Genomic DNA, 20881 nt, shown 5'->3' on the forward strand with positions numbered 1-20881 from the left:
GCCATTGGGCTGCGCGCTTATTGGTTGCGTTTATGGCTCGGACTTATCGGCGCGTGGCCTGTATCGCCACCCATAGGGAGCGAACCAGCAGCACACACAGGTAGACGGTGAACAGGATCGCACCGGCGCGCGGGCTGACGGCGGCGGCCATCCATGTGCCGAATGGCGCGGTGATGGCGGCCGTAATGCCGATGATCACCGCGGCCTTCACATGCACCAGGTGCCGCCGCACATTGGCCACCGACGTGGTGATGGCGTTCGGGAACATGGCCAGTAACGAAGTGCCGCGCGCGATCAGATCGCTGGCTCCGAACAGAATCGACAGCGCCGGCACGCAGATCGCCCCGCCGCCGATGCCCAGCAGACCGGCCAATATGCCGGCGATCAGGCCGAACGCCACCAGTCCGGCAATCGTGCCGGCATGCATCACGATACGTGCGTCACGCGAGGGATTCGACATCGCCTGATTCACGATCACGAACACCAGAAACAGCACGAACGCCCAGCGCAACACCAGCTCAGGTAGCTTGGCCAGCAGCCATGAGCCAATCTGCCCGCCTACGAACATGCCGCAGAACACCAGCGCAGCAGCGGCCCAATCCACGTCGCCTTCCACCGCATACGAAACCACACCGGAAACCGCGGTCGGCACAATCGCCATCATCGAAGTCGCGGCCGCATGCCGTTGCGTCAGTCCCAGCCATACCAATGCGGGCACGATCACCGTGCCGCCGCCGATGCCGAACAGTCCAGACAGGATGCCGACGGCCACGCCCACTACGGCCATGATGATCAGGCCGCGCGGGGACTCGTCCAGATGGTTCTCCTGAAGATTTGCCTGTGATACGCCGTCGGTGCGGCTGGTGCTGGTACTCGCTTCACTCACGCTGCCCAGTCTATGACCGGTCAGGTGGCAAACGGGCGTCGCCGTCCGTTTCACGCAACAATCAGCGACGATTCCTTTGTAAGTGCGCGCTCTAACGAAAGGGTACGCGAACATACAAAGGATTGAAGGCCCAAAATCCTTTGTAAGTGCGCGCGGCATACGTTGGAACCGCGCACATACAAAGGCCTCGTGCCGGTTTTCCGCAGACCGCGTTGCAGACCGCGTTGCAGACCGCACCGGCATCCTGCGCTGGAGCTGCGTGTTACGGCAATCAGCCGCCGTGTCTGCGGCCGCACCATGACGCGTCATGACGCGCCATGACGCGCTACGACGAGCGGCAACGTCGGCCGCTACAGCACGCCGGAGGTGATGTCGTTGTCGAGCAGCCACTGCCGCAGATCGGCGAATTCCTCCAGACTGACGTTATGGTCGAGCCCGTGGTAGCTTTTGGTCTTCAGCCAGGTATGCTCCTCCAGCCAAGCGGCGGCGGCGAACAATTCGTATTTGGGGATAACGCCGTCGAGCTTGCCGTAAGCGTAGAACACCGGAATGTCGAAGTCCGCCAGCCGATCGTCGGCGGGTGCAGTACCGGGCACCTGGCCGGGAGCGTTGAATCCGGACAGAGAGATGACGGCACGATAGCGTTCAGGATTGATGCGCAACAGATGAACGGCCACCAGTCCGCCTTGGGAGAAGCCCAGCGGCACCACAGGCCGATCGGCCGGAATATTGGCCGACACCCACTGGTCCACGGCCCGCGCGGCGGCGTAGGCGTCATGGTCAAGATCCTCGCCAATGGGCAGCGCATCATGCAGCCACGCGTAATTGCCGGGATCCCGGGCGGTTCCGGCGTCCGGTTCGGCTAGCGTCAGCGGGCCTCGCAGGGATACGAAATCGTTATATGGGGCGATCAAGCGCATGATATCCGCCATATCGTCCTCGTTGGAACCCCAGCCATGCAGACAGAGAAACATCGGATGCGTGGGATGTTGGTCGAATCCACCGCGCGAGGTCGTGACATGCTCAACGGTGAGCGGATCGCCAAAATGACCTGGAACCGTGGTGGATGCGCGGCCGTGCGCAGGGTGCGTGCTGTTCGTTGCTTCGCTCATACTGTCTCAATATAGAAGTTTTCGATGATGGGTATGGCGATTATTCCGCCGCCGATGCGTCAGTGACCGCGTTAGCGGCTGTGCCGGCAGTCGTGTCAGCAGTTGCGGCAGCATCACTACCGTCGCCGTCAGCGGCGCTCATCGCTTCCAGCGTGCCTCCCCACCGTTGCTGCAAGGCGGTCATCGCCTCGTTCTCGCCGAACACCATCCACCGTTCGCCGCTGAGCAACTGCCAGTCGCCTTGCGCCCGCTCGTCCGTGCTGTACTGGTTCAGCAGCGAGACGATGCCGCTGCGCATCGGAGGCGCCCCTACAGCCGCAGCGGCCGGTGACTCGAAGGAGACGAACGCCACCCGCGGTTCGGCGCACATCTGCACGGTGGTCACTCCGGGAACGCCGCCGGTATCCAAACCCTGCCATCCGCCGGTGCATGCTCCGGCCGCCTGCTCGATGCCTTGTTCCATCTGGGAGGTGTCGTCTACCGGTGCCTTGTCATTCGATGGGTGAATCAGTCCTTCCGGGAACAGCACACCCACGGACACTCCGACCGTCAGACAGAGCAATGCCGCCACCAGCGCAACAATGCCGCCGGCTCCGACGCCCCCATGCGTGGCATATTTGGGCATGGTCGCCCGCGCTGTAATCACCATCAGCACGGTTACGGCGATCAGTACCGCCGCAGTCAACGCGATGTACCGGCCCGGCACTTCGGTCATGGCCGGCACTGCATCCGGGGCTATTTCATGCACATCCGAGGCAAGCGCGACCAATACCGCCAGCACGCCGCTGACTGCGGCAAGTCTGCTGAACAAGCGCGATGCTGGACTGCTGGTTTTCAGCGCTGGCCGAACGGCTCTTCTACCGCGGGAACGACCGTTGGCCCTTGTGGCTCGGCGCACATCGTCGTACTGCTCGTCACCGAAAAAATCGTAGTTCTCATCTTCGTTGCGGGACATCGGGCACCCCCTTCTCCGACCTACCGTCAGTCTACCGCTGATGATCAGAGACCATCATCATTCGTGGGGATGAACGGGAAAGTCACGTCACACAGCGCACACAGCGCAAGAATGCAAGTGGGGCGCCTTCCGCACTAGGAAGACGCCCCACTTGCGCACGCACAGCACAGTATCAGCTCAGTATCAGCTCACGCTTTGCCGGACGATCAGAAGACCTCCACCTTCTGGATGTACAGCTGGTTCTGCGGCAGACTGTCAACCGGCACCCACAGGATCAGATCCTGGGTATTGATCGTCTTGTCGAACTTGACTTCGGTAGTGCCGCCTTCCGCGAACGTGAACTTGGCCACCTGTTCGCCCTTCGTGGGGTCTTCGGTGGTGTTCGCACGGATGTAGCCGGTGCCGCCGGAGGTGCGGATGGTGACGGTCATGCGGTATACGTCATGCGCCTGATCGAGGTGCAGATGGTAGGCGTACCCCTGTTGGCCGCCCGGGTTGGTCAGGAAGTTCGCGCTGGCGATGGTGTACGCCGTGTTGTTCACGTGACGTGGCGTCGGCACAGCTTTGGCGTCCTTATCGGCCGTGGTCTTCTTCTTCGAGGTGGACTGTTGGGAATCCGAAGTGTCCGTCTGGTCCGACTTGCTTTGGTTCTTTTCGGTTGACGTCGAAGTGTCCGTCGATTCCGACTTCGTGCTGTTGCTGGAGGAGTCGGTCGACGTATCGGACGATGTGCTGTCGGTATTGTCGCCGGAAGTGTTGCTGCCGAACGGCACGTCGTTGGTATCGATATCCGGCCACTCGCCTTCCGCGGTATTGGACTGCGGGTCCGCTGGGTTGACGCCGCTTGACTGGAAGGCGTGCACCGCCCAGAACGCGGCGGCGATCACCAGCACCAGCGCCACGACGATGGCTACCGCCTTCGTGGTGAAGGTGCCGAGCAGATGCTCGTCGGGAAGCTTGTTGTCCGCACGAGTGTTGCCGGCAGTCTCTTTCGGTTCGAAGCTTGGCGGCACCGCACTGACCTCGGCGATGCGTGCCTGCTCCTCTTCCAGAGCGCGCAGGGACTCTTCGCCAGGCATCACTTCACGGCCCGAAGCGTCGAACACCGGGATACGGCTGGTGGTTTCACCCACGGTGGTATCGCTCAGCCCACCTACCGCAATCGGTACAGTGAGCCGGGAGTTGTCTCCCGGGCCGCCGGTGGGTGCCGGATTCATCTCGTTGTACCAGTCGCCGGTATCTTCGCCGGAAAGATTCTCATGCTGCCAGGCGTCAGACAGATTGAAGTCAAAGAGACGGCGTGCATCCTGCTTGCCTTCCGGCAGCGGCACAGCACCTCCGGCTACACCGGCGGCCCCGGCAATGCCGGCGGCGGCACCTGCGGCACCAATGGAGAGCTCAGGCAGCTGCGTGCGGTCCACCAGCGTGCTGGGCATGGCCACGATATGCGCCGGCTCAACAGGCTTGAGCGCCGCCGTGCCAATGGAGGAACGTCCCTCAATGCTCGACAGCGCGATGTCTGCGCCGTCCAGTTCGTTCAGCGGCTTCCAGTCGCCGAGCAGCGCCTCAAGCTCCACTAGCGTGGCCATGGGCAGCGTAGTCTCGTCAGACTCGCTGAGCTCCAGTCCGCGCTTGCAGATCACGCGGAATTCGCCGGGCGTATCCGCCGGAAGCTGGCCCAGATCGAAGGTCTGACCGGCTCGGACCGGGGCATGAGTTAGCATGGCGTACAGCAAGGCCGCCAACTGACGGATGGCGTGACGTTCGGGGCTGTCCTGCGCAGTGACGCCGCAGGTATCCACAATCATCGGCGTACAGGGGGCGTCCGCGATCTGCACACCGGAAGTCGTGACGCGAACCGTGTCCGTATTGATCGCGAGGTTGCTTGCGGAAGTGAGCGTAGAGCGCATCACATCGGTGCATTCGCCCAGAATGGAATGCATAGCGCTATAGCTCAGCGGCTTGCCGGCATCGCCGAAGTATTCGGTGAGGGACTGGCCCTCGTCCAACGGCATGATGATCAGCATCACGCCGGATTCCATACGGTACTTGAGTACCGGGGAGACTCGATTGGGCTTGTTGGCCGTGATCTGGCCGGCGAGTTCGTTGACGGCGGCGAACGCACCGCGATCCGAAATGATGAACAGCTGGCAATCCCGGGCCAGCACGCGGTCGTTGGCCTTCCACGCTTCGAGGCCAGGTTCCTCACGCAACGAGGAGACCAGCGTGTATCGGTTGAGAATGGTATCTCCCAGATGCGGTTTCATGGGTTCGTCAGACTCCGTACGATTGTTGGTGGTATTGAAACGTAACGTTGACATTCTATCCGTCGGGCTGGCCTTGCGCATGGTCCTCGGGGATGACATGGACAAGGACGATGATGCGTTCGGTTTGGCTGAATCCGTCGGGTCAGCAGAGCCATGGTGGTCAGTCGAGGTGTCCGCCGGCATCGATTCCGGCGATGCAGCATCGCGCACCTCGGTTGCCGCAGCGGATGCATCCGGTGCAGCGCCGTCCGCAGCACCGGCACCGAACCGCCCGAACCGCGCGCGCAACGACCGCACGAACACGTTCAGCTCCGGGGTGCGCAACGCCCACAGCATCGCCACATACACCACGAACAGCACCGCGGTAAGCACCACGCATATGCCGATGGCGGAGAACCAGCTCATATGGCCGCCGACCGGTTGAATACGTACGCCGAACAGCACCGTCAACGGTTGCTTGACCAACCATGTGACCGCTCCGGCCGCAACGGCCGCCGCCAGCGCCTTGCCATAGGTCAATGCGATGGCACGACCACCCAGATACCCGCCGAACCGTTTGCGCAGCATGGTGACCATCACCGGCAGCGCCACCAGGGAACTGATGGTCACTGCATAGGAGCTCCACGTCACCCAATGCTCCGGCGGCAGCATAGTCGTTCCGGCCACGATCAGCACCGCGGTGATCGTGTACTGCACCAGTGCGGACAGGAAGGGGTGCAAGCCGTCTTCAAACGCATAGAAGGTGCGCTGAATGAGTAGGAACGCCGCGCCCATCGGAATGCCGATGGCCAGCGCCACCAGCGCGTAGGAGATCAGCATTGTTTCATTCATCGACACCGACGGCAGCAGCGCACGAATAATCGGCTCAGGGAAGACCACCATCGCGGCACCGAAGAACATCAGCAGCAAGCCCACGTTCGACAAGGCGCTGCCCAGATCATGACGGGCCTCATCGAGGTTGTTGTCGGCCACGGCACGGGAGATCTTCGGGAATATGGCCGTAGATACGGAGACGGCGATCAGCGAATACGGCAGGATGAACAGCGTGTAAGCGTTCTGATAGGTGGCGTTGCCGGCTACGGTGAACAAGCTTGCCCCGGTCAGTTCATGGGCGTACTGCGGAGCCATCGTGGTCACGCGGGAAAGCACGATACCGCACAGCTCGCTGGCGATCACCACGCCGAGAGATCCCAGCGCCACCGGGCCCATGGCCTTCAAACCGAAGCCGCTCAACCCAAAACTGGGCCGGTATTTGAATCCCAGACGAGCCAGGGGCACAAACAGGATCAACGCTTGGAACGCCACACCCAGCGTCCAGGTTCCAGCGGTCAACGCGATCTTGTCCGCGGTCCAGAAATCGAGCGGCTGCTCATTGGCTTTGCCGAACAGCATGATGAACGCGGTGAAACCGGCGCAGCTGATCACGTTCGCGCCGGTGGAACTCCACGCATAGGTGGCGAAATGATCTCTCGCAGCCAGAATCTGCCCCAACACCGTATACAGGCCGTAGAAGAACACCTGCGGCATGCACCAGAGCGTGAAAGCGGTGGTGAGCGCCATCATCTGATGGTCGCCGCCGCCCACGTACAGCATGGTCAGCAACGGTGCGCAGACGGTCATCAGCAGCGTCATGGCCAGCAACAGGCCGATCGCCAGCGTAATGAGTCGGTTCAGGCGTTCCTGCGCATCCTCTTCCTTCATCGTGCGCACGATCTGCGGCACCAGCACGGCGTTGAAAATGCCGCCGGACACCAACGTAAACACCGACTGCGGAATCATCGAACCGGCCTGATAGGCGTTGGCCGCCAAACCGGTGGTGCCGATGGCCGCAGCCAGAAGGATGGTGCGCAACTGCCCGGTAATGCGGCTTGCCGCAGTGCCGGAGGCCATGATCAACGAATTACGGCCAACGCTAGAACTCATTCGTCGGGGTCCTTCTTACGGTGGAATTGACGCCACAAGCCAACAATGCCCAGCAGTACGGCGAAGCCGATGATGATGAAACCGGAGGCGTCGCTGATGCGCATCACGCTGGTGATGGCGGTGTTCTGCGTATTGCCGAAGCTATTGCCCTCACGGTCCGTCATGGTCACATGCGCTGTAGTGGAGCCGGATGTGGAGACACGGATGGTGAACGTCACCTGAGCGTCGCTGTGTGCGGGAATGCTCACCTCGGCGTCACGCGAGGTGACGATCTGCATGGAATCGGTGATCGAGTTGACTCGGATGTGCACCGCGTACGGCAGATCATTGCTGATGGTAATCGGCATTTTCGCGGATTCACTGAACACCGAAACCGATTCGGACGGATTGATATGCACGCTGTTGAGGAGCTCGCTGGCCAGTGTCTGTGCTCCGGTCGTCATGCGGGTGGACGCATCGGTGTCCGCCGCGCCGGTCAACGCGCGGACCGCCATATCGTCGTGAATGGCCAGCAATGAGCCGATCCAAGCCGTTGGATCACTGGTGTGCGTGGCGGTGCTGTTCGCATCCTGACGGGCCAGCGCCTGAGGGTCGAGCGACGAAGCTTCGCTGGAATTGAGCTCGTTCTTCAAAATCGAGCCTGCCATACGCATGATATCGGCGCGGCTGGTGGCCAGCTGGTTCAAGGTCGAACGTGTGACGGTGGCATCTGCAGCCTGTGAATCGTCGACGTTGACATCACTGCCCACGCTGTACGGCTCGGCCTGAGCCATCGTATTGAGATCCGTGAGATTGAGCCAAGAGGCCTGCTCCAGGGCGCTCATCACCGCATCGATCCACGCCGCCGAATCGCTGCGGGAGAAGGTCATCAACAGATAACGGGAGGTGTACGGCTGTTCCATCTGGTAGAAGGCGCTCTGGGCCATCAGACGGGCCAGACGGCCGGCGTCACTGGTTTCGGCGGCGGCTGAATCACTGGTGGCCTGCCCTTTGGCGAGCGTACCCAGCACGGCCTGCTCTTTGAGCACGGTGACATCGCCGGCATCCGTATTCACCACATACGTGCCGGTGTGCACGGCGTCGGTTTGGTCGGCGTCGAATGAGGCGTCGGCGATCACCGTGCTGTAGCCCTGCGTGCGGGCGGCGGTCAGCGCGTCCAGCGTCCAGGGGTCACTGCCTTGCCAAGCGATGGGAGTGGACTTCTCGGTTTTTCCGCTCACCTTATACAGCGAGGTCGCCCGGTCGGCGCTCCACTGTTCCGTGGAGATGCCGGCCTTGCGGTATGCCTCGTCATCGCCGACCGCAGCATACGTGGTGATGTCGAAGTCGGAAGGCTGCATGATGGCCGCAATGGACGGCTGTACGGCGGATTCCTGCAGATATTGCGGATCGGCGACCACCTGCAGCGATCGATGTTTGGCGAACGTCTGGCCCAGCTCGCTGGCGGTGTCGGCATCATTGTCGGACAGGGTGATGGCCCGGGCGACAGCGCCGGTGCCGTCGGACGACGGTGATGATTGAGCGCCGTCCGTTTCGGACGATTTCGGCGTTGCCGGTGCCGCTGCTTTGCCGTCTTCCGTCACGGCCGATTTGCCGGAGTCGTTGCCGGTGTTGTTTGCGGTGTTCGCGTCATCCGATTGTTTGGACGATGAACTTGAGCCGTCGCCGGCTTCATCGGTTTCCGCAATACGCTGTTTCACCGCGTCCTCGTCGACTTGCCAAGCGGACGAGGTGAACGGTACGGCTACGGTCAGGTTCATGGCCGGAGTCTGTGCCGTGGTCAGTCCGTCGGACGATCGGGTCAGGAAGGTGGGCAGTGCGGCGAGCAGCTGATTGCCGGTGATATAGGAGAGCATCAGGGGCTTTGGTCCCCAGCTGCCGAGGGCCGCCAGCGTCTGTTGGCTGGTGCTCACGTTGATGCTGACCGTAGCGCTGCCGTTGGCTGCGATTGCCGGCACCTGCACTGTTCCCAAAGAGTCGGGGGTGGGGATGCCTGCCGTATGTTCCGCCCAGTTCTGCATGTCGGTACGCGAGACGAACGTGAACAGCAGATTGGTGTTCAGGTATGCGGTGCCCGCCTCGGTGGCCTGATTCGTGTGATTATTGATGGTGAAGGTGATATGGTAGCCCGACTTGGCGGTGACGACAGGCGTGGCCTGGTCGATGGTGATGTCATAGTCGGCTTGAGTGCCGCTCTGATCGTCGCCTTGCGCATCGGACTGGCTGGTTGTGGTGCCGTCCGTTGCCGTGGTGGGATCGTTCGTATCATTCGCCTTGGCGAGAGTCGGTGAGGCGAGCATCGCCATAATGGCGAGTCCTGCCGCCAACGATCGGGCCAGACGTTTGCCGTATCGTGAGACTCCGGGTAGGTTCACTCGTTTGCCTGCCTGTTCTTCTTTCTGGCGTACAACCATGCTATTTTCCGCTCGTTCGGGTAGCTCAATACGTCATCCAAATCATCGAAACGCACCCAGATGGCGTCTTCCGCCTCATGATCGGGGTCACCGTCCACGGTCAGCTCGCCGCCGATCTGCCGCAGGGCAAAGTGATGGACCAGCTTGTGCACGCGTTGCGTGGTGCCGGTGAACCAGTAGTCGATGGTGGCGATGGAGTCGATGACCTCGCCCAGAATGCCGGTTTCCTCATGCACTTCGCGCACGGCGGTCTGCTGCGGGGTCTCGCCTTTTTCGATATGACCCTTGGGCAGACACCATTCCAGATGTCCGGAACGCGAATGACGGGCGATGATGGCCACGCGGTTACGGTCGTCGAAGATCAGACCGCCGGCCGAATATTCGCGCACCACCGGCAGTTCCTGCGCGTCCAGCGAAGCGAACGTGGTGGGACCATCCGTGGCGCGACGCTGCGGCATCATGGCCGGCGTCGGGCCGCTCGGTGCCGTTGACGCGGCATGCACCTTGGCCATGCGGGCGGCGGTGGATGAGGCGATATGCGCCGGCGACGCGGTCGGGCGGTCGGCTGGATGCGACTGATGCTGCAGTTCCCGAAGACCCGTCACCGTCTGAACCGTCTGAACCGGCTGAAGGTTGCGCTGCGGGTCTTGGGAGACTGCCGGTTTGCGTTGACCGTCGGCAAGTTTGCCGAAGACATTGGCCGGCGTCGGGCGAGTGTCCGCCGGAGCGATTTCTGGGGCCACGGCACCGGCGATGCCATCGACCTGCCCCACAATCGTCTCGTTCGGGGTGGCGATGGTGACGGTGGCGTGCATGCCGAACACGGTTGCCGGCGTCGGATGCTGCTGTGCCGGAGGTTCTGGATGCTGCGGCACCGGAATGCGTTCTTCCGCCGACCGCGGTTCGTCGGCGGTCTCGCCGGCATCCTCTGCCGACGCGGCGGTGAAGTCGCCGGTGGCCTCCTGAACCTCATAATCCCCATAATCGGCGGAATTCTGCGGTGTTTGCGAGGTATACAGCAGCTTGTCTTGGGTATAGTTGACCGCCGAATCGGGTGTTTGCCCAAGCATGCGGGCAAGGTCGGCGGGCGTAATCATGTTCTCCACCTTACTCAACCCCGTGTGCAGGTGGGGTAACGGTATGCTGGTAGGGCAGAAAAACGTCGCATACGGAAAGGCGCCCATTGGATTTCGAAGTATGGCCCGAAGCCATCGAACTTGGCCGATTGTTTGCACAGCAGGGCTATGAGCTGGCGTTGGTCGGCGGCCCGGTCAGGGATTTGCTGTTGCATCGGCCCAGCCACGATTTGGACTTCTGCTCATCGGCGCGGCCGGAGCAGTTTGAGCCGATACTGCGTCGGTGGGGCCGTGACGGCTTCTGGGATATGGGTCGCAAGTTCGGTACGTTGGGTGCCATGCGCCGGCGTGCCGACGGTACCGAAGTGAAGGTGGAGGTCACCACCTACCGTTCGGACACCTATGATCCGGATTCGCGTAAGCCGGAAGTCAACTATGGCGACACTCTGGAAGGCGATCTGTCCCGCCGTGACTTCACCGTCAACGCGATGGCCTTGCGCGTGCCGGATCTTGAGTTCGTCGATCCGTTCGGTGGTGCCAACGATCTGGCCAAAGGCGTGTTGCGTACGCCGGTGGACCCGCGTCAGTCCTTTGACGATGATCCGCTGCGTATGATGCGTGCGGTGCGTTTCGTGGCGCAACTCGGCTTCCGTATCGCTCCCGATGCCGCCGAGGCGATTACGTCGATGCGCGACCGTATCGAGATCGTCTCCGCCGAGCGCGTGCGCGATGAGCTGACCAAGCTGCTGCTGTCCGACCGTCCGCGCGCCGGACTGGAGGCGTTGGTCGAATCAGGTTTGGCGGATATCGTCTTCCCGGAGATTCCGGCGCTGCAGTTGCAGATCGATGAACATCATCGTCATAAGGATGTATTCGAGCACACGATGATGGTGCTGGAGCGTGCCATCGCATTGGAAACCGGTCCGGACGGCCCGGTGCCGGCTCCTGATCTGACGTTGCGCCTCGCTGCGGTGATGCACGATATCGGCAAGCCGAAAACCCGTCGGTTCGAGCCGGGCGGCAAGGTGAGCTTCCATCATCACGATGCGGTGGGTGCCAAAATGACCCGCAAGCGGTTGAAGGCGCTGCGCTTCGACCATCATGTGGTGGATGACGTGTCCGAACTGGTGAACATGCACCTGCGGTTCCATGGCTATGTGGATGAGCCGTGGACCGATTCGGCCGTACGCCGCTATGTCAAGGATTCCGGCCACCTGTATGAGCGGCTCAACCGCTTGACCCGCGCGGACGCCACCACGCAGAACAAGCGCAAGGCGGCGATTTTCGCGCATGCCATGGATGAGATGGAGGAGCGAGTTCGCGAACTCAAGCGTAAGGAAGACTTCGACGCCATTCGCCCCGATCTGGACGGCAACGAGATTATGGCGCTGTTGGGTCTGGAGCCCGGTCCGATGATCGGCCGCGCCTACAAGCACATGCTGGATTACCGTCTCGATAACGGGCCGGTGGAGCATGATGTGGCGGTGGCCGAGTTGAAGCGCTGGTACGCCGAAGAGGTCACCGAAAAGGTCTGAGGTGTATTACGAAGCGACAGGCCTGTAGCGCATAACAGGCGCATAACAAACAGTGTGGCCGGTGAGCATTGCGTATTGCATCGCTCACCGGCCACACTGTTTGTTATGCGTACCTGCGCGTATCGCGGCGTTACCGCATGCCTACAGGCACGGGCAACGGCATCACTGCGCGTCGCTCTGCGTGGTGTATGCGTCGTGCTTGGTGTCTGCAGGCAGCTTGGTCATGCTGTCGGCTGCCTTGCAGCCTTCGATGTTGGTGATTTCCTTGCCGGACTTCGGCGAGGATTCGGTGTCCTGCAAATCCGAGAAGGTGGCGCCGATCACCACGTCGATCAGCTGATCTTCACGCGCCGTCATGATCATTGTGGCATCGGTGAAGTTGCCGGCCAGCGTATAGGCCTGATTGATCGCGTTCTTGCCGAAGTAGATGGTGGTGCGCTCCACGCTGGTACTCGAATAGTTCTCGATGCTCTGCACACTGAAGCCACGGTTGGTAAGTGCGCCACCCACCGCCTTGGCGAAACCAAGATGGTCGGTGCCGTTCAGCACGCGCACGCCCACGGAAGCGTTCGCCGCATATGTGGCCTTGCCGTTGGCGTCCTTGACGGCGCACGGAGCGGCATTGCCGAAGTTCGGTTCGGTTCGGGCGGTGGAGACCTCTCCAAGCCCGAAGATATGGAAGTTGAACAGCACGGCGACGACCAGGAAGATGGCCAGCAGCGTGCCGCTGATGGAGAAAACGATGGTCTGACGGCGGCGTACGTACGCCTTGCGGGCCTCACGTTCATCAAACGGATGCATCATCGTGGAACTTCCTTTGCCTATCTTCGACTTGTTGCTACCTTAGCGTCAATGGCTGACGCCGACCGAGGGTTTTGCGGGGGCGACGGCCCGGATGATGCGATCGACCAGCGCCTCGTCTCGCCAAGCCGTGATCACCTGATCTGCTGCGGTGTCGTCGGGTACGAACGCCACTACCGACGGTCCGGAGCCGGATACGAATGCGTGACGGGCACCGGCTGCGAGGGCGGCTTCGATCGCCTGGCCGCTGCGCGGATGCAGACTGATGGCCGAAGCTTGCAGATGATTGGCGTCCTGCGCTCCCGCACCCACCACATCGAAGGTGTGATACACCTCGGGAGTGCTCAGCTGCGATTGGTATGCGCCTACCAGCACCTGACCGGCAAAACCTTCTTTTGCCAGACGCAAGCCCTGTTCGCTGTCCGGTGCGATATCGGTGATCTGTTCGCCGAATCCGGTGCCTCGCGCCATGCCGCCGGTCACGCAGAACGGCATATCCGCGCCCAAGGTGGCGGCGATGGCGCGCAGACGCTCCACCGGCCAGTGCAAATCCCAGAGACGGTTCACCGCCAGCAGCGTGGCAGCCGCATCCGCCGATCCGCCACCCAAGCCGGCACCGACGGGAATGCGTTTGGTGATGGTCAACGCCACATCCGGCTCTCGCCCGGCCGCTTCGGCCATGGCGAACAGGGCCAACACCGCATGATTGCGGCGCATGTCGGCGCTTGATGAGGCCAAATCGCCCAGATATGCGCCTTCGATGGCCAGCGAGAACCCGGTGCCGGGCTGTTTGGCCGTAGCGGTGACCGTGTCATAGACGCCGACGGCGCAGTAAATGGTGTCCAATTCGTGACGCCCGCCCCATTCCTCGTGGGTCGACCCTACATGCAGTACGAGATTGGTTTTCGCCGGGCAGTCCACGCTTACGGTGAGCGGTGCGGCGTTCGATGCATGCAAGGTGTCGGATGCGCTGGCAGTGTGGGCAGTGCTGTTGACAGCGATGGCGGATGTGGTCGCGGCGTCGGACGCCTTATGCCGCACCAATGTGGGGGCTATTGCACTCATGCCGTCTCCTTTCCGGTGCTTTCCACAGCCTTGGCCAATGCCGCGAATTCGGTGATGGTCAGCGTTTCACCGCGACGGGTCGGATCAATGCCGGCGGCCTCGAACGCTTCGGCCGGCACCATGGTTTTAAGCGCCGCATGCAGCGTTTTACGACGCTGGCCGAATGCCGCGTCGATCAGACGGAACACCAGTTCACGGGAAGGTGCGTCAGGTCCGAATGCCGGCGATGCCGCATCATCCGCCTTGAACCGGGTGAATCGCACCAACGCCGAATCGACGTTTGGTGCCGGCCAGAACACATTGCGGCCGATAACCCCCGCGCGCTCCGCCGTACCGTACCAGGCAAGCTTCACGCTGGGAGTGCCGTAGATTTTGGAGCCGGGAGTGGCGGCCAAACGGTCGGCCACTTCCTTCTGCACCATCACCAGGAACGAGCCGAGATTGTCGAATCGCTCCAGCAGGGTGAGCAGGATGGGCGTGGCCACGTTGTAGGGCAGATTGGCCACCAGCGTGAATGAGTCGTCGTCACGGAAATCCGGCACATTGTCCGGCGTGACGGTCAGCGCGTCACGGTTGACGACCTTGAGCCGGTCCGCGGCCTCCGGCATGAATTCGGCTACGGTGCTCGGCAGTCTCTCGGCGAGCGGCGGGTCGATTTCCACAGCCGTCATCGCGGCGCCGGTTTCCAGAATGGCCAACGTGAGCGAACCCAAGCCGGGGCCCACTTCCATCACATGATCGTTTGCGGTGACGCCCGCCTCGCGCACGATACGACGTACGGTACCGGGGTCGATAACGAAATTCTGGCCGAACTTTTTGGTCGGGCTTACGCCGGCATCGGCGGCGATACGGCGAATATCTGCGGCACCCAGCAGGTGGCCGGCGGAGGCATCATCATGATTCATATGCTTGGTTCCTTGGGATTCCTCGGTGTCTCATACAGCTTGCGTTGGATGGTGTCGGATCAGTACCAGCCGACATCTTCCGAATGTTGCCAGGCTACCGATGGGCTGCCGTAGCGTTGGGCGATGTACCACAGGCCCCAATCGATTTGGACTGCGGCGTCATCGCGCCAGTTGGCGCCGAACGTGGCCATTTTGTCTCCGGGAAGCGATTGGGGGATGCCGTAGGCGCCGGACCATGGATTTTCCGAATACCACAGCCAGCTGGATTCGCGATTCCACAATTTGACCAAGCAGTCCCATTCGTTGCCGGTCCAGCCGCGCTGTGCCGCGGCACCGGCCGCATAGGCCTGTGCTTGGGCCACCGTGGCGTGCCAGAGGCGGCCTGAAGGCGTGGTGGTCGAGCCGGAATTTCCGGAGTCGCCGCCGGAGTTATCGGTGCCGTTATCGGTGCTGCCTGAGTTGTTCCCGGAGTCGCTACCCGAATTATTACCCGAGTTGCTTCCGGAATTGTCGCTGCCGCCACCGGAATTGTTGCCGTTGCCGGGCTGAGGGGTCGGGGTGGGCGTATCGGAACTTCCTGAGTTACCGGAGTTCTTGTCGGACGAATCGTTCTTGCCTGCGCTGTCGTCACCCGGATTCGAGCCGGCGTCGGCCTTATCTGCGGAGCTTGCGGAGTCTGACGAGTCGGACTTGGACGAGCCGGACCCTTGAGAAGCGGAAGAATCCGGGCCTACGGCGATGATCTGGTCGACAGCCATCACCGTAATGGTTTCGGATTTCAGCGTTTCCGACTCGGCCTCGCCGTCCACATAGGTGACGTCATACACCTGGGTCTTCTCGCCGTTGACGCCCTGCTGACGGATTTCCGTCTGTCCTTCGGCCAGATTCGGATCGATCACGGTCTGCGTGGAGAACGGGATCACCGAGGTGCGGGTCTCCTCACCATGGGTGACGCGGCGTACGCGCAGTACCGTTTCGTCACCGTCTTTTTCGACGCTGACGCGATCCTCCTTGTTCAACACAATGCCTTTGGAGTCCAAAATGGAGGCTGCCGGCAGCTTGCCGTTGGGTGCCACCGAGCTTTTGCCGTCGGCAATGACGGTGACCGGCCCGGATTGGTTGATCACCAGACCGCCGGTGAGCTGGTTGTAGACATTGTCGATATCGACGGTGATGGCAGCGTCGTTGGGCTGGTTCTCCTGGAAGAAGCCAAGCAGCTGGTCGGCGCTGGTGGCCACGGTCCAGAACGGTACGGAGACGCCGTCGATGGTGATGGTGGTCTGATACGCCGATTGCACGCTGACCACGGCATGATTGGCCAGCGTATTGCCGGATGATGTGGTGACGATGTCATGCGTTTTGACATCCACGCCCTGCTCCTCAAGCAGACGGGCGGACGTCGTGGCGTACGTGGTGACCTGCGTGGTCTCCCCGTTGATGGTCAGGGCCACGGTTTTGCGCGCGGTGAAGGCAAATGAGCCGACCATCACCATGCTAACTGCCGCTACACAGGCGGTTACGCGGATGCGACGCAGTGTAACAAACCGCTGCGGGGTCCAACGCCGTGCCATAATACCCAGTTGACCTTTCCGAAAAACCGTGTGCCGATGCCGCTTCCGCGAAAGCCGGTGACGGGCCGGTTGAATGGGCCGTCAGCCGACTTGCTCGAAAGACATACTCACCCAATCGTAATGGCTGGCCCGGCCGTGCGGGCTGATGCCACAGGCACTGTCACCATTCCTCTGCTTTAGTCGCCGCGTGAGCCTTTGCTTGAATCTTCGCGTGAGCACTGTTGCGGCATTCTCGGGTGCTGCCTTGCGGCCGGCCGGGTATCTGCGTAGGTTGGGAGTATGGCTAGCAATACAGACGTCAACGACGTGACCTGCAACGTATCCCATCCCACTGTTTCCGGCAACGATGCCATCGCGAATTTCCCTCGACGCAAGGCCCGCACCCTGCGGTTCACCTGCGGCGCCCCACGTTCGGCGCAGGTGATCGGCGACGGTGCCCGCGCACTGTTCCTGCGCTCGGACGGCCCCGAAGATCTGGTGACCGCGCTGTGGGTGAGCTGGTTCGGCGCGGACGGCGAACATCACGAAACCAAACTGGCCGACCCGCGTGAACTGCTGGGGGAGGGCGCGGACAGCGAGGATGTGCCCGCCGAGGAGCGTGCCCGCCGTGAACGTGCGCGCGAAGGCGGCACCGGCATCGTCGGATATTCCGCCGACAAGTCCGGCGATCGCATCGTCTTCACCATCAACGGACGACTGTATATAACGGAGATCGGCGAGCGTCAGGCGGATGGCGGCATCATATGGCCGGACGTCTACGCCGAAGCGGAAGCCGACCGTGGCGAGCCTGTTGCGCGCACCCGCGAAATCGCCGGCGCTTGGCTGGATGAAGACCCGGACACCTATGCGCCGGTGCTGAACCCGCGCATCGCCCCGGACGGCACGCATATCCTGTACACGACTGGCACCTCGCTGATGCTGGTGGATATCGGCGACTGGCCGGACGACGCGGTTCGCGAGGACGGCATCGAGGAAGAGCCTGCCGGAGAATTGCCCGATGGCGTGGATGTGGAGTCGGACGCCATCGAGGAGGCCTTAAGTGAAGGGTTGTACGGCGAGGACGCCGGCGTCACAGGCGATGCTGAGGTGTTCGACGATCGCATCACCGCGATCTACAGCGTTTCGGTAGAGGATGAGGACGGCAATCCGGCCGAAAACACGTGGAAGATCGGCCTTGCCGAATTCGTGGCCGGCGAGGAGATGAACCGGTACGACGGTTTCTGGTGGGCCCCCGATTCCGGGCATGTGCTGTTTGAATCGTTCGATACGGCCGACGAACAGGTCTGGCATCTGAGCGACCCGGCCAATCCGCTGGCCCCTGCCGCCGCCCGCCGCTACCCGGCTGCGCTGACCCGGAACGCCGACGTGTACCTGACCCTCGCCACGCTTGCCTTTGATGAGGACGATCGGTACGCCGGCATCACCGCCACCGCCGATGTGCAATGGGATCGCGACACGTACGAGTATGTGGCGGCCGTGAACTGGAGCGAAGGCCACGATCCGTTGCTGCTCGTGCAGGACCGCTGCCAGCGCAACGATCAGGTGCTCAAGATTATGGCCGGCAAACGTTGGTTCGGCACCACGCGCATACTGGAAAGCCACCATAACGATCAGTGGATCGACTTGGTGCCCGGCACTCCCGCCTATACGCCGGACGGTCGCTTGGTCTGCGCCTTGAATGATATGGACACCGACACCAACCGACTGACCGTGGACGGACGCCCGTTTACGCCGGCCGGCTGGAACGTACGCGAAGTGCTGCACGTGGGCGATCATGAAGTGATGGCCGTGGTCCAGCGCGAACCGGATGTGGCTGGTCTGCCGGCCGCCTGGACCGCGGCAGGCGGTGAACATGACGCCCGCAGCTTCGATGTGGTGCTGTTCGATTACGATGGCCTGTCCGATGGCGGCGCGGTGCCCATCACCACGCGTCCGGGCGTCTGGACGGCGTCGCACGGTGAGCGTGGCATGGTCGTTTCCGGCCGTGATCTGGACCATGCCGGTGTGCAGATGGTTCATTCGTATGTGCCTGTGCCGGATGCCGTCGATGCGGAAAAGCCCGGCCAGCCGCAGGGCTACTCCGCCGGCATCGCCAACCATGCCGCTGAACCCGGATTCACGCCGAACCTCCACTTCACCCGTCTCGGCGAACACCGTCTGTATACGGCGATTATCGCGCCCAGCGCCGAAAGTCCGTATGCGTACGCCGAGCAGCTGCCGGTACTGATGAAGCCGTACGGCGGCCCCGGATTCCAGCAAGTGGTGGATGCGCAATCCTTCTACTGGGAGGCCCAGTGGTGGGCCGATCAGGGCTTCCTGGTGGTCACGGCGGATGGTCGCGGCACCACCGGTCGCGGACCGAAGTGGGATCGTGAGATATTCGAGAACATGAAGCCCATCACGCTGGCCGACCAGATCGAAGCCGTCCACGCGTTGCCGGCCGCAGTCGCGGAACTTGACGGCGTTCCCGCGCCGGATCTCGACAAGGTGACGATGATCGGCTGGTCGTACGGCGGATTCCTTTCGGCGCTCGCCGTGCTGGACGCGCCGGACGTGTTCAAGGCCGCCTGCGCCGGCGCACCGCCCACCGACTGGACCCTGTACGATACGCATTACACCGAGCGTTACTTGGGTCTTGACCCCGAGGTGTACGCGCGCAACGGCATCATCCAGGATGCGCCGAAACTTACCCGCCCGCTGATGCTGATCCACGGTTTCGCGGACGACAACGTGACCATCGCCCACAGTCTGCGTCTCTCCCAGGCACTGATGGCGGCGGGCCGACCACATACGTTCCTGCCGCTGACCGGCATCACGCATATGACCAACGATGAAACGGTGGCCGAGAACCTGCTGATTGTGCAGCGCGACTTCCTTAAGGAAGCGCTGGCCCTAAGATAAGGGACATGCAGGTGACGATGATTGACGAGGCCGAGTACGCCGAGACGATGACGCGTGTGGTGCTGCCCGCGCTGGAACAGTGCCGCGACGAGGGTTGGTTCGACCCGGGCACCGCCGAAAAAGCGGCCGGGCTTGAGCCTCTGGCCGGAGGCGCGCTGGACGGCGACGACAGTCACGCCGGCAAGCTGCACTATCTGTGCTATGACGCGGCCAAGTTCGATGCCATCCGCGAGCAGGGAGCCACCGCGACCTTCCGCGGTGCGATTGTCATCAGCCACGGGTTCACCGAGTTCGCCGAAAAATACGATGAGCTCGTCTGGTATTTCCTGCTCGCCGGCTATTCGGTCTGCGTACTCGATCATCGCGGCCATGGCAAGTCCGCGCGCAACGTGGACAATCATTGCATGGTGTGGATTGACGACTGGCATCGCTACGTAGTCGATCTCGCCGCCTTCGCCCAGACCATCGGCCAGCAGTACGCGGCCGGGATGCCCCTGAACCTGTTCTGTCATTCGATGGGCGGCGGCATCGGCGCTGCCGTGTTGGAGCGGTACCCCACGCTGTTCGACAAGGCGGTGCTTTCCGCTCCGATGATCGCCCCGGCCACCGGCATGCCGTTGGGAGTGGCCCGCGTGCTGGTCGGCGTGCTATGCAAGCTCGGTTTCAGCCGCAAGCGCGTATTCGGCCAGAGCGATTTCACGCCGGAATTTTCAATGAAAGGCAACGAAGGTGCTTCACAAGCCCGCGAGCGTTGGTACTTCAAGCTGCGGTGCGAACATCCTGAATATCAGACCTATTGCGCGGCGTTCGAATGGGTGCGTCAGGCATTGAAGCTGAGCCATGCGGTACTGAATCCCGCAGCTTGCGCGGAAGTCGAGACGCCGATTCTGCTATTCCAATCCGGCCGGGACATCTGGGTGCTCAACAAGCCGCAGAACCGGTTCATCCAGATGGTCAAAGACGGCGGCAGCGAGGCGCATATCGTGCGTTTCCCGGAATCCCGTCATGAGATCTTCTCGATGCCCAACAGCACGTTCAAACCCTACCTTGAGCAGATTCTCAAGTTCTACGACGATCCGATGATCGCCAGCGCCTCTTACTGAGCATATGAGCTGCGCATGTGAGCGTGCCGGGTGTAGCTCTTCATCGAGAGTTCACCTTGCGGTCATCTTTCGGCCTGCGATGCTTCAGGCGGCGGGAGAACAATGGAGTCATGGGCATCATGTCTTCACTTCGCCGCCGTGCCGTCGCGGGGCTGGCCGTGCTGGTTACTGTATCTGCCACATTGGCGCTCGCCGGCTGCTCGCTGCTGCCGAACAGCGGCACCAAACAGGTTTCCAAAGACGTGAACACGCAGACGTTCACGCCTCAAGGCGGCAAGCCGGATGCCACGCTGAACATCGCCTCCGGATCGGAGAACAAGGAGGTGGCCGCCGCCATCCAACTGGCCGCCGACCGGTCCAATGTGGC

At 62.1% G+C, this 20881-nt stretch carries 13 protein-coding genes; 3 read left to right on the top strand and 10 right to left on the bottom strand.

The features are described 5' to 3' along the window. Positions 1-43: 43 nt before the first annotated feature. The 6 genes from CUU80_RS10115 to CUU80_RS11140 all read right to left on the bottom strand — a co-directional run bounded on the left by CUU80_RS10115 (position 44) and on the right by CUU80_RS11140 (position 10741). A complete protein-coding gene (locus tag CUU80_RS10115) occupies positions 44-787 on the bottom strand; it encodes a sulfite exporter TauE/SafE family protein (protein WP_243388734.1) in 744 nt (247 codons plus the stop codon). Between the two features lie 449 nt (positions 788-1236). Beyond that, positions 1237-1998 (bottom strand): alpha/beta hydrolase, encoded by a 762-nt coding sequence (locus CUU80_RS10120; RefSeq protein ID WP_100497214.1) that lies wholly within the window; start codon positions 1996-1998, stop codon positions 1237-1239. A 40-nt stretch (positions 1999-2038) separates the two neighbouring features. Further along, on the bottom strand, positions 2039-2953 hold the full coding sequence (locus tag CUU80_RS10125; protein WP_243388728.1) for a hypothetical protein: 915 nt from the start codon (positions 2951-2953) through the stop codon (positions 2039-2041). A 206-nt stretch (positions 2954-3159) separates the two neighbouring features. Beyond that, positions 3160-7143 (bottom strand): murein biosynthesis integral membrane protein MurJ, encoded by a 3984-nt coding sequence (locus CUU80_RS10130; protein WP_100497215.1) that lies wholly within the window; start codon positions 7141-7143, stop codon positions 3160-3162. Then, positions 7140-9449, bottom strand: coding sequence for a DUF6049 family protein (locus CUU80_RS10135; protein ID WP_100497231.1), 2310 nt, complete (start codon positions 9447-9449; stop codon positions 7140-7142). Before CUU80_RS10135 ends, CUU80_RS10130 begins: the two co-directional genes overlap by 4 nt. A 65-nt stretch (positions 9450-9514) precedes the next feature. Beyond that, on the bottom strand, positions 9515-10741 hold the full coding sequence (locus CUU80_RS11140; protein ID WP_439329983.1) for an NUDIX hydrolase: 1227 nt from the start codon (positions 10739-10741) through the stop codon (positions 9515-9517). On the opposite strand from CUU80_RS11140, the gene CUU80_RS10145 reads away from it, so the two are divergent. Continuing rightward, the gene (locus CUU80_RS10145; RefSeq protein ID WP_100497216.1) at positions 10741-12168 is read left to right on the top strand and encodes a CCA tRNA nucleotidyltransferase; all 1428 of its coding nucleotides are present in this window, start codon (positions 10741-10743) and stop codon (positions 12166-12168) included. The two genes, CUU80_RS11140 and CUU80_RS10145, sit on opposite strands and share 1 nt — an antisense overlap. A 162-nt stretch (positions 12169-12330) precedes the next feature. On the opposite strand, the gene CUU80_RS10150 is transcribed toward CUU80_RS10145, so the two are convergent. From CUU80_RS10150 to CUU80_RS10165, 4 genes are read right to left on the bottom strand one after another with little or no spacing between them, the layout of a single operon-like run. Next, a complete protein-coding gene (locus CUU80_RS10150) occupies positions 12331-12972 on the bottom strand; it encodes a LytR C-terminal domain-containing protein (protein WP_100497217.1) in 642 nt (213 codons plus the stop codon). A 45-nt stretch (positions 12973-13017) separates the two neighbouring features. Then, on the bottom strand, positions 13018-14034 hold the full coding sequence (locus CUU80_RS10155) for a 4-(cytidine 5'-diphospho)-2-C-methyl-D-erythritol kinase (RefSeq protein WP_100497218.1): 1017 nt from the start codon (positions 14032-14034) through the stop codon (positions 13018-13020). Beyond that, positions 14031-14939, bottom strand: a complete 909-nt coding sequence (rsmA, locus tag CUU80_RS10160) for a 16S rRNA (adenine(1518)-N(6)/adenine(1519)-N(6))-dimethyltransferase RsmA (RefSeq protein ID WP_100497219.1) — start codon at positions 14937-14939, stop codon at positions 14031-14033. Before rsmA ends, CUU80_RS10155 begins: the two co-directional genes overlap by 4 nt. Before the next feature lie 59 nt (positions 14940-14998). Then, complete coding sequence (locus CUU80_RS10165; protein ID WP_100497220.1) at positions 14999-16510, bottom strand: resuscitation-promoting factor; 1512 nt, start codon at positions 16508-16510, stop codon at positions 14999-15001. Positions 16511-16789: 279 nt separating this feature from the next. On the opposite strand from CUU80_RS10165, the gene CUU80_RS10170 reads away from it, so the two are divergent. Together CUU80_RS10170 and CUU80_RS10175 are read left to right on the top strand one after the other, a co-directional pair. Then, entirely contained in the window at positions 16790-19411 is a 2622-nt protein-coding gene (locus CUU80_RS10170; RefSeq protein WP_100497221.1) for a prolyl oligopeptidase family serine peptidase, read from the top strand. A gap of 5 nt (positions 19412-19416) precedes the next feature. After that, positions 19417-20514, top strand: coding sequence for an alpha/beta fold hydrolase (locus tag CUU80_RS10175; RefSeq protein WP_100497222.1), 1098 nt, complete (start codon positions 19417-19419; stop codon positions 20512-20514). Positions 20515-20881 lie beyond the last annotated feature (367 nt).

Origin of the sequence: Bifidobacterium scaligerum (genome assembly GCF_002802865.1) — a bacterium.
GTDB classification, from domain to species: domain Bacteria; phylum Actinomycetota; class Actinomycetes; order Actinomycetales; family Bifidobacteriaceae; genus Bifidobacterium; species Bifidobacterium scaligerum.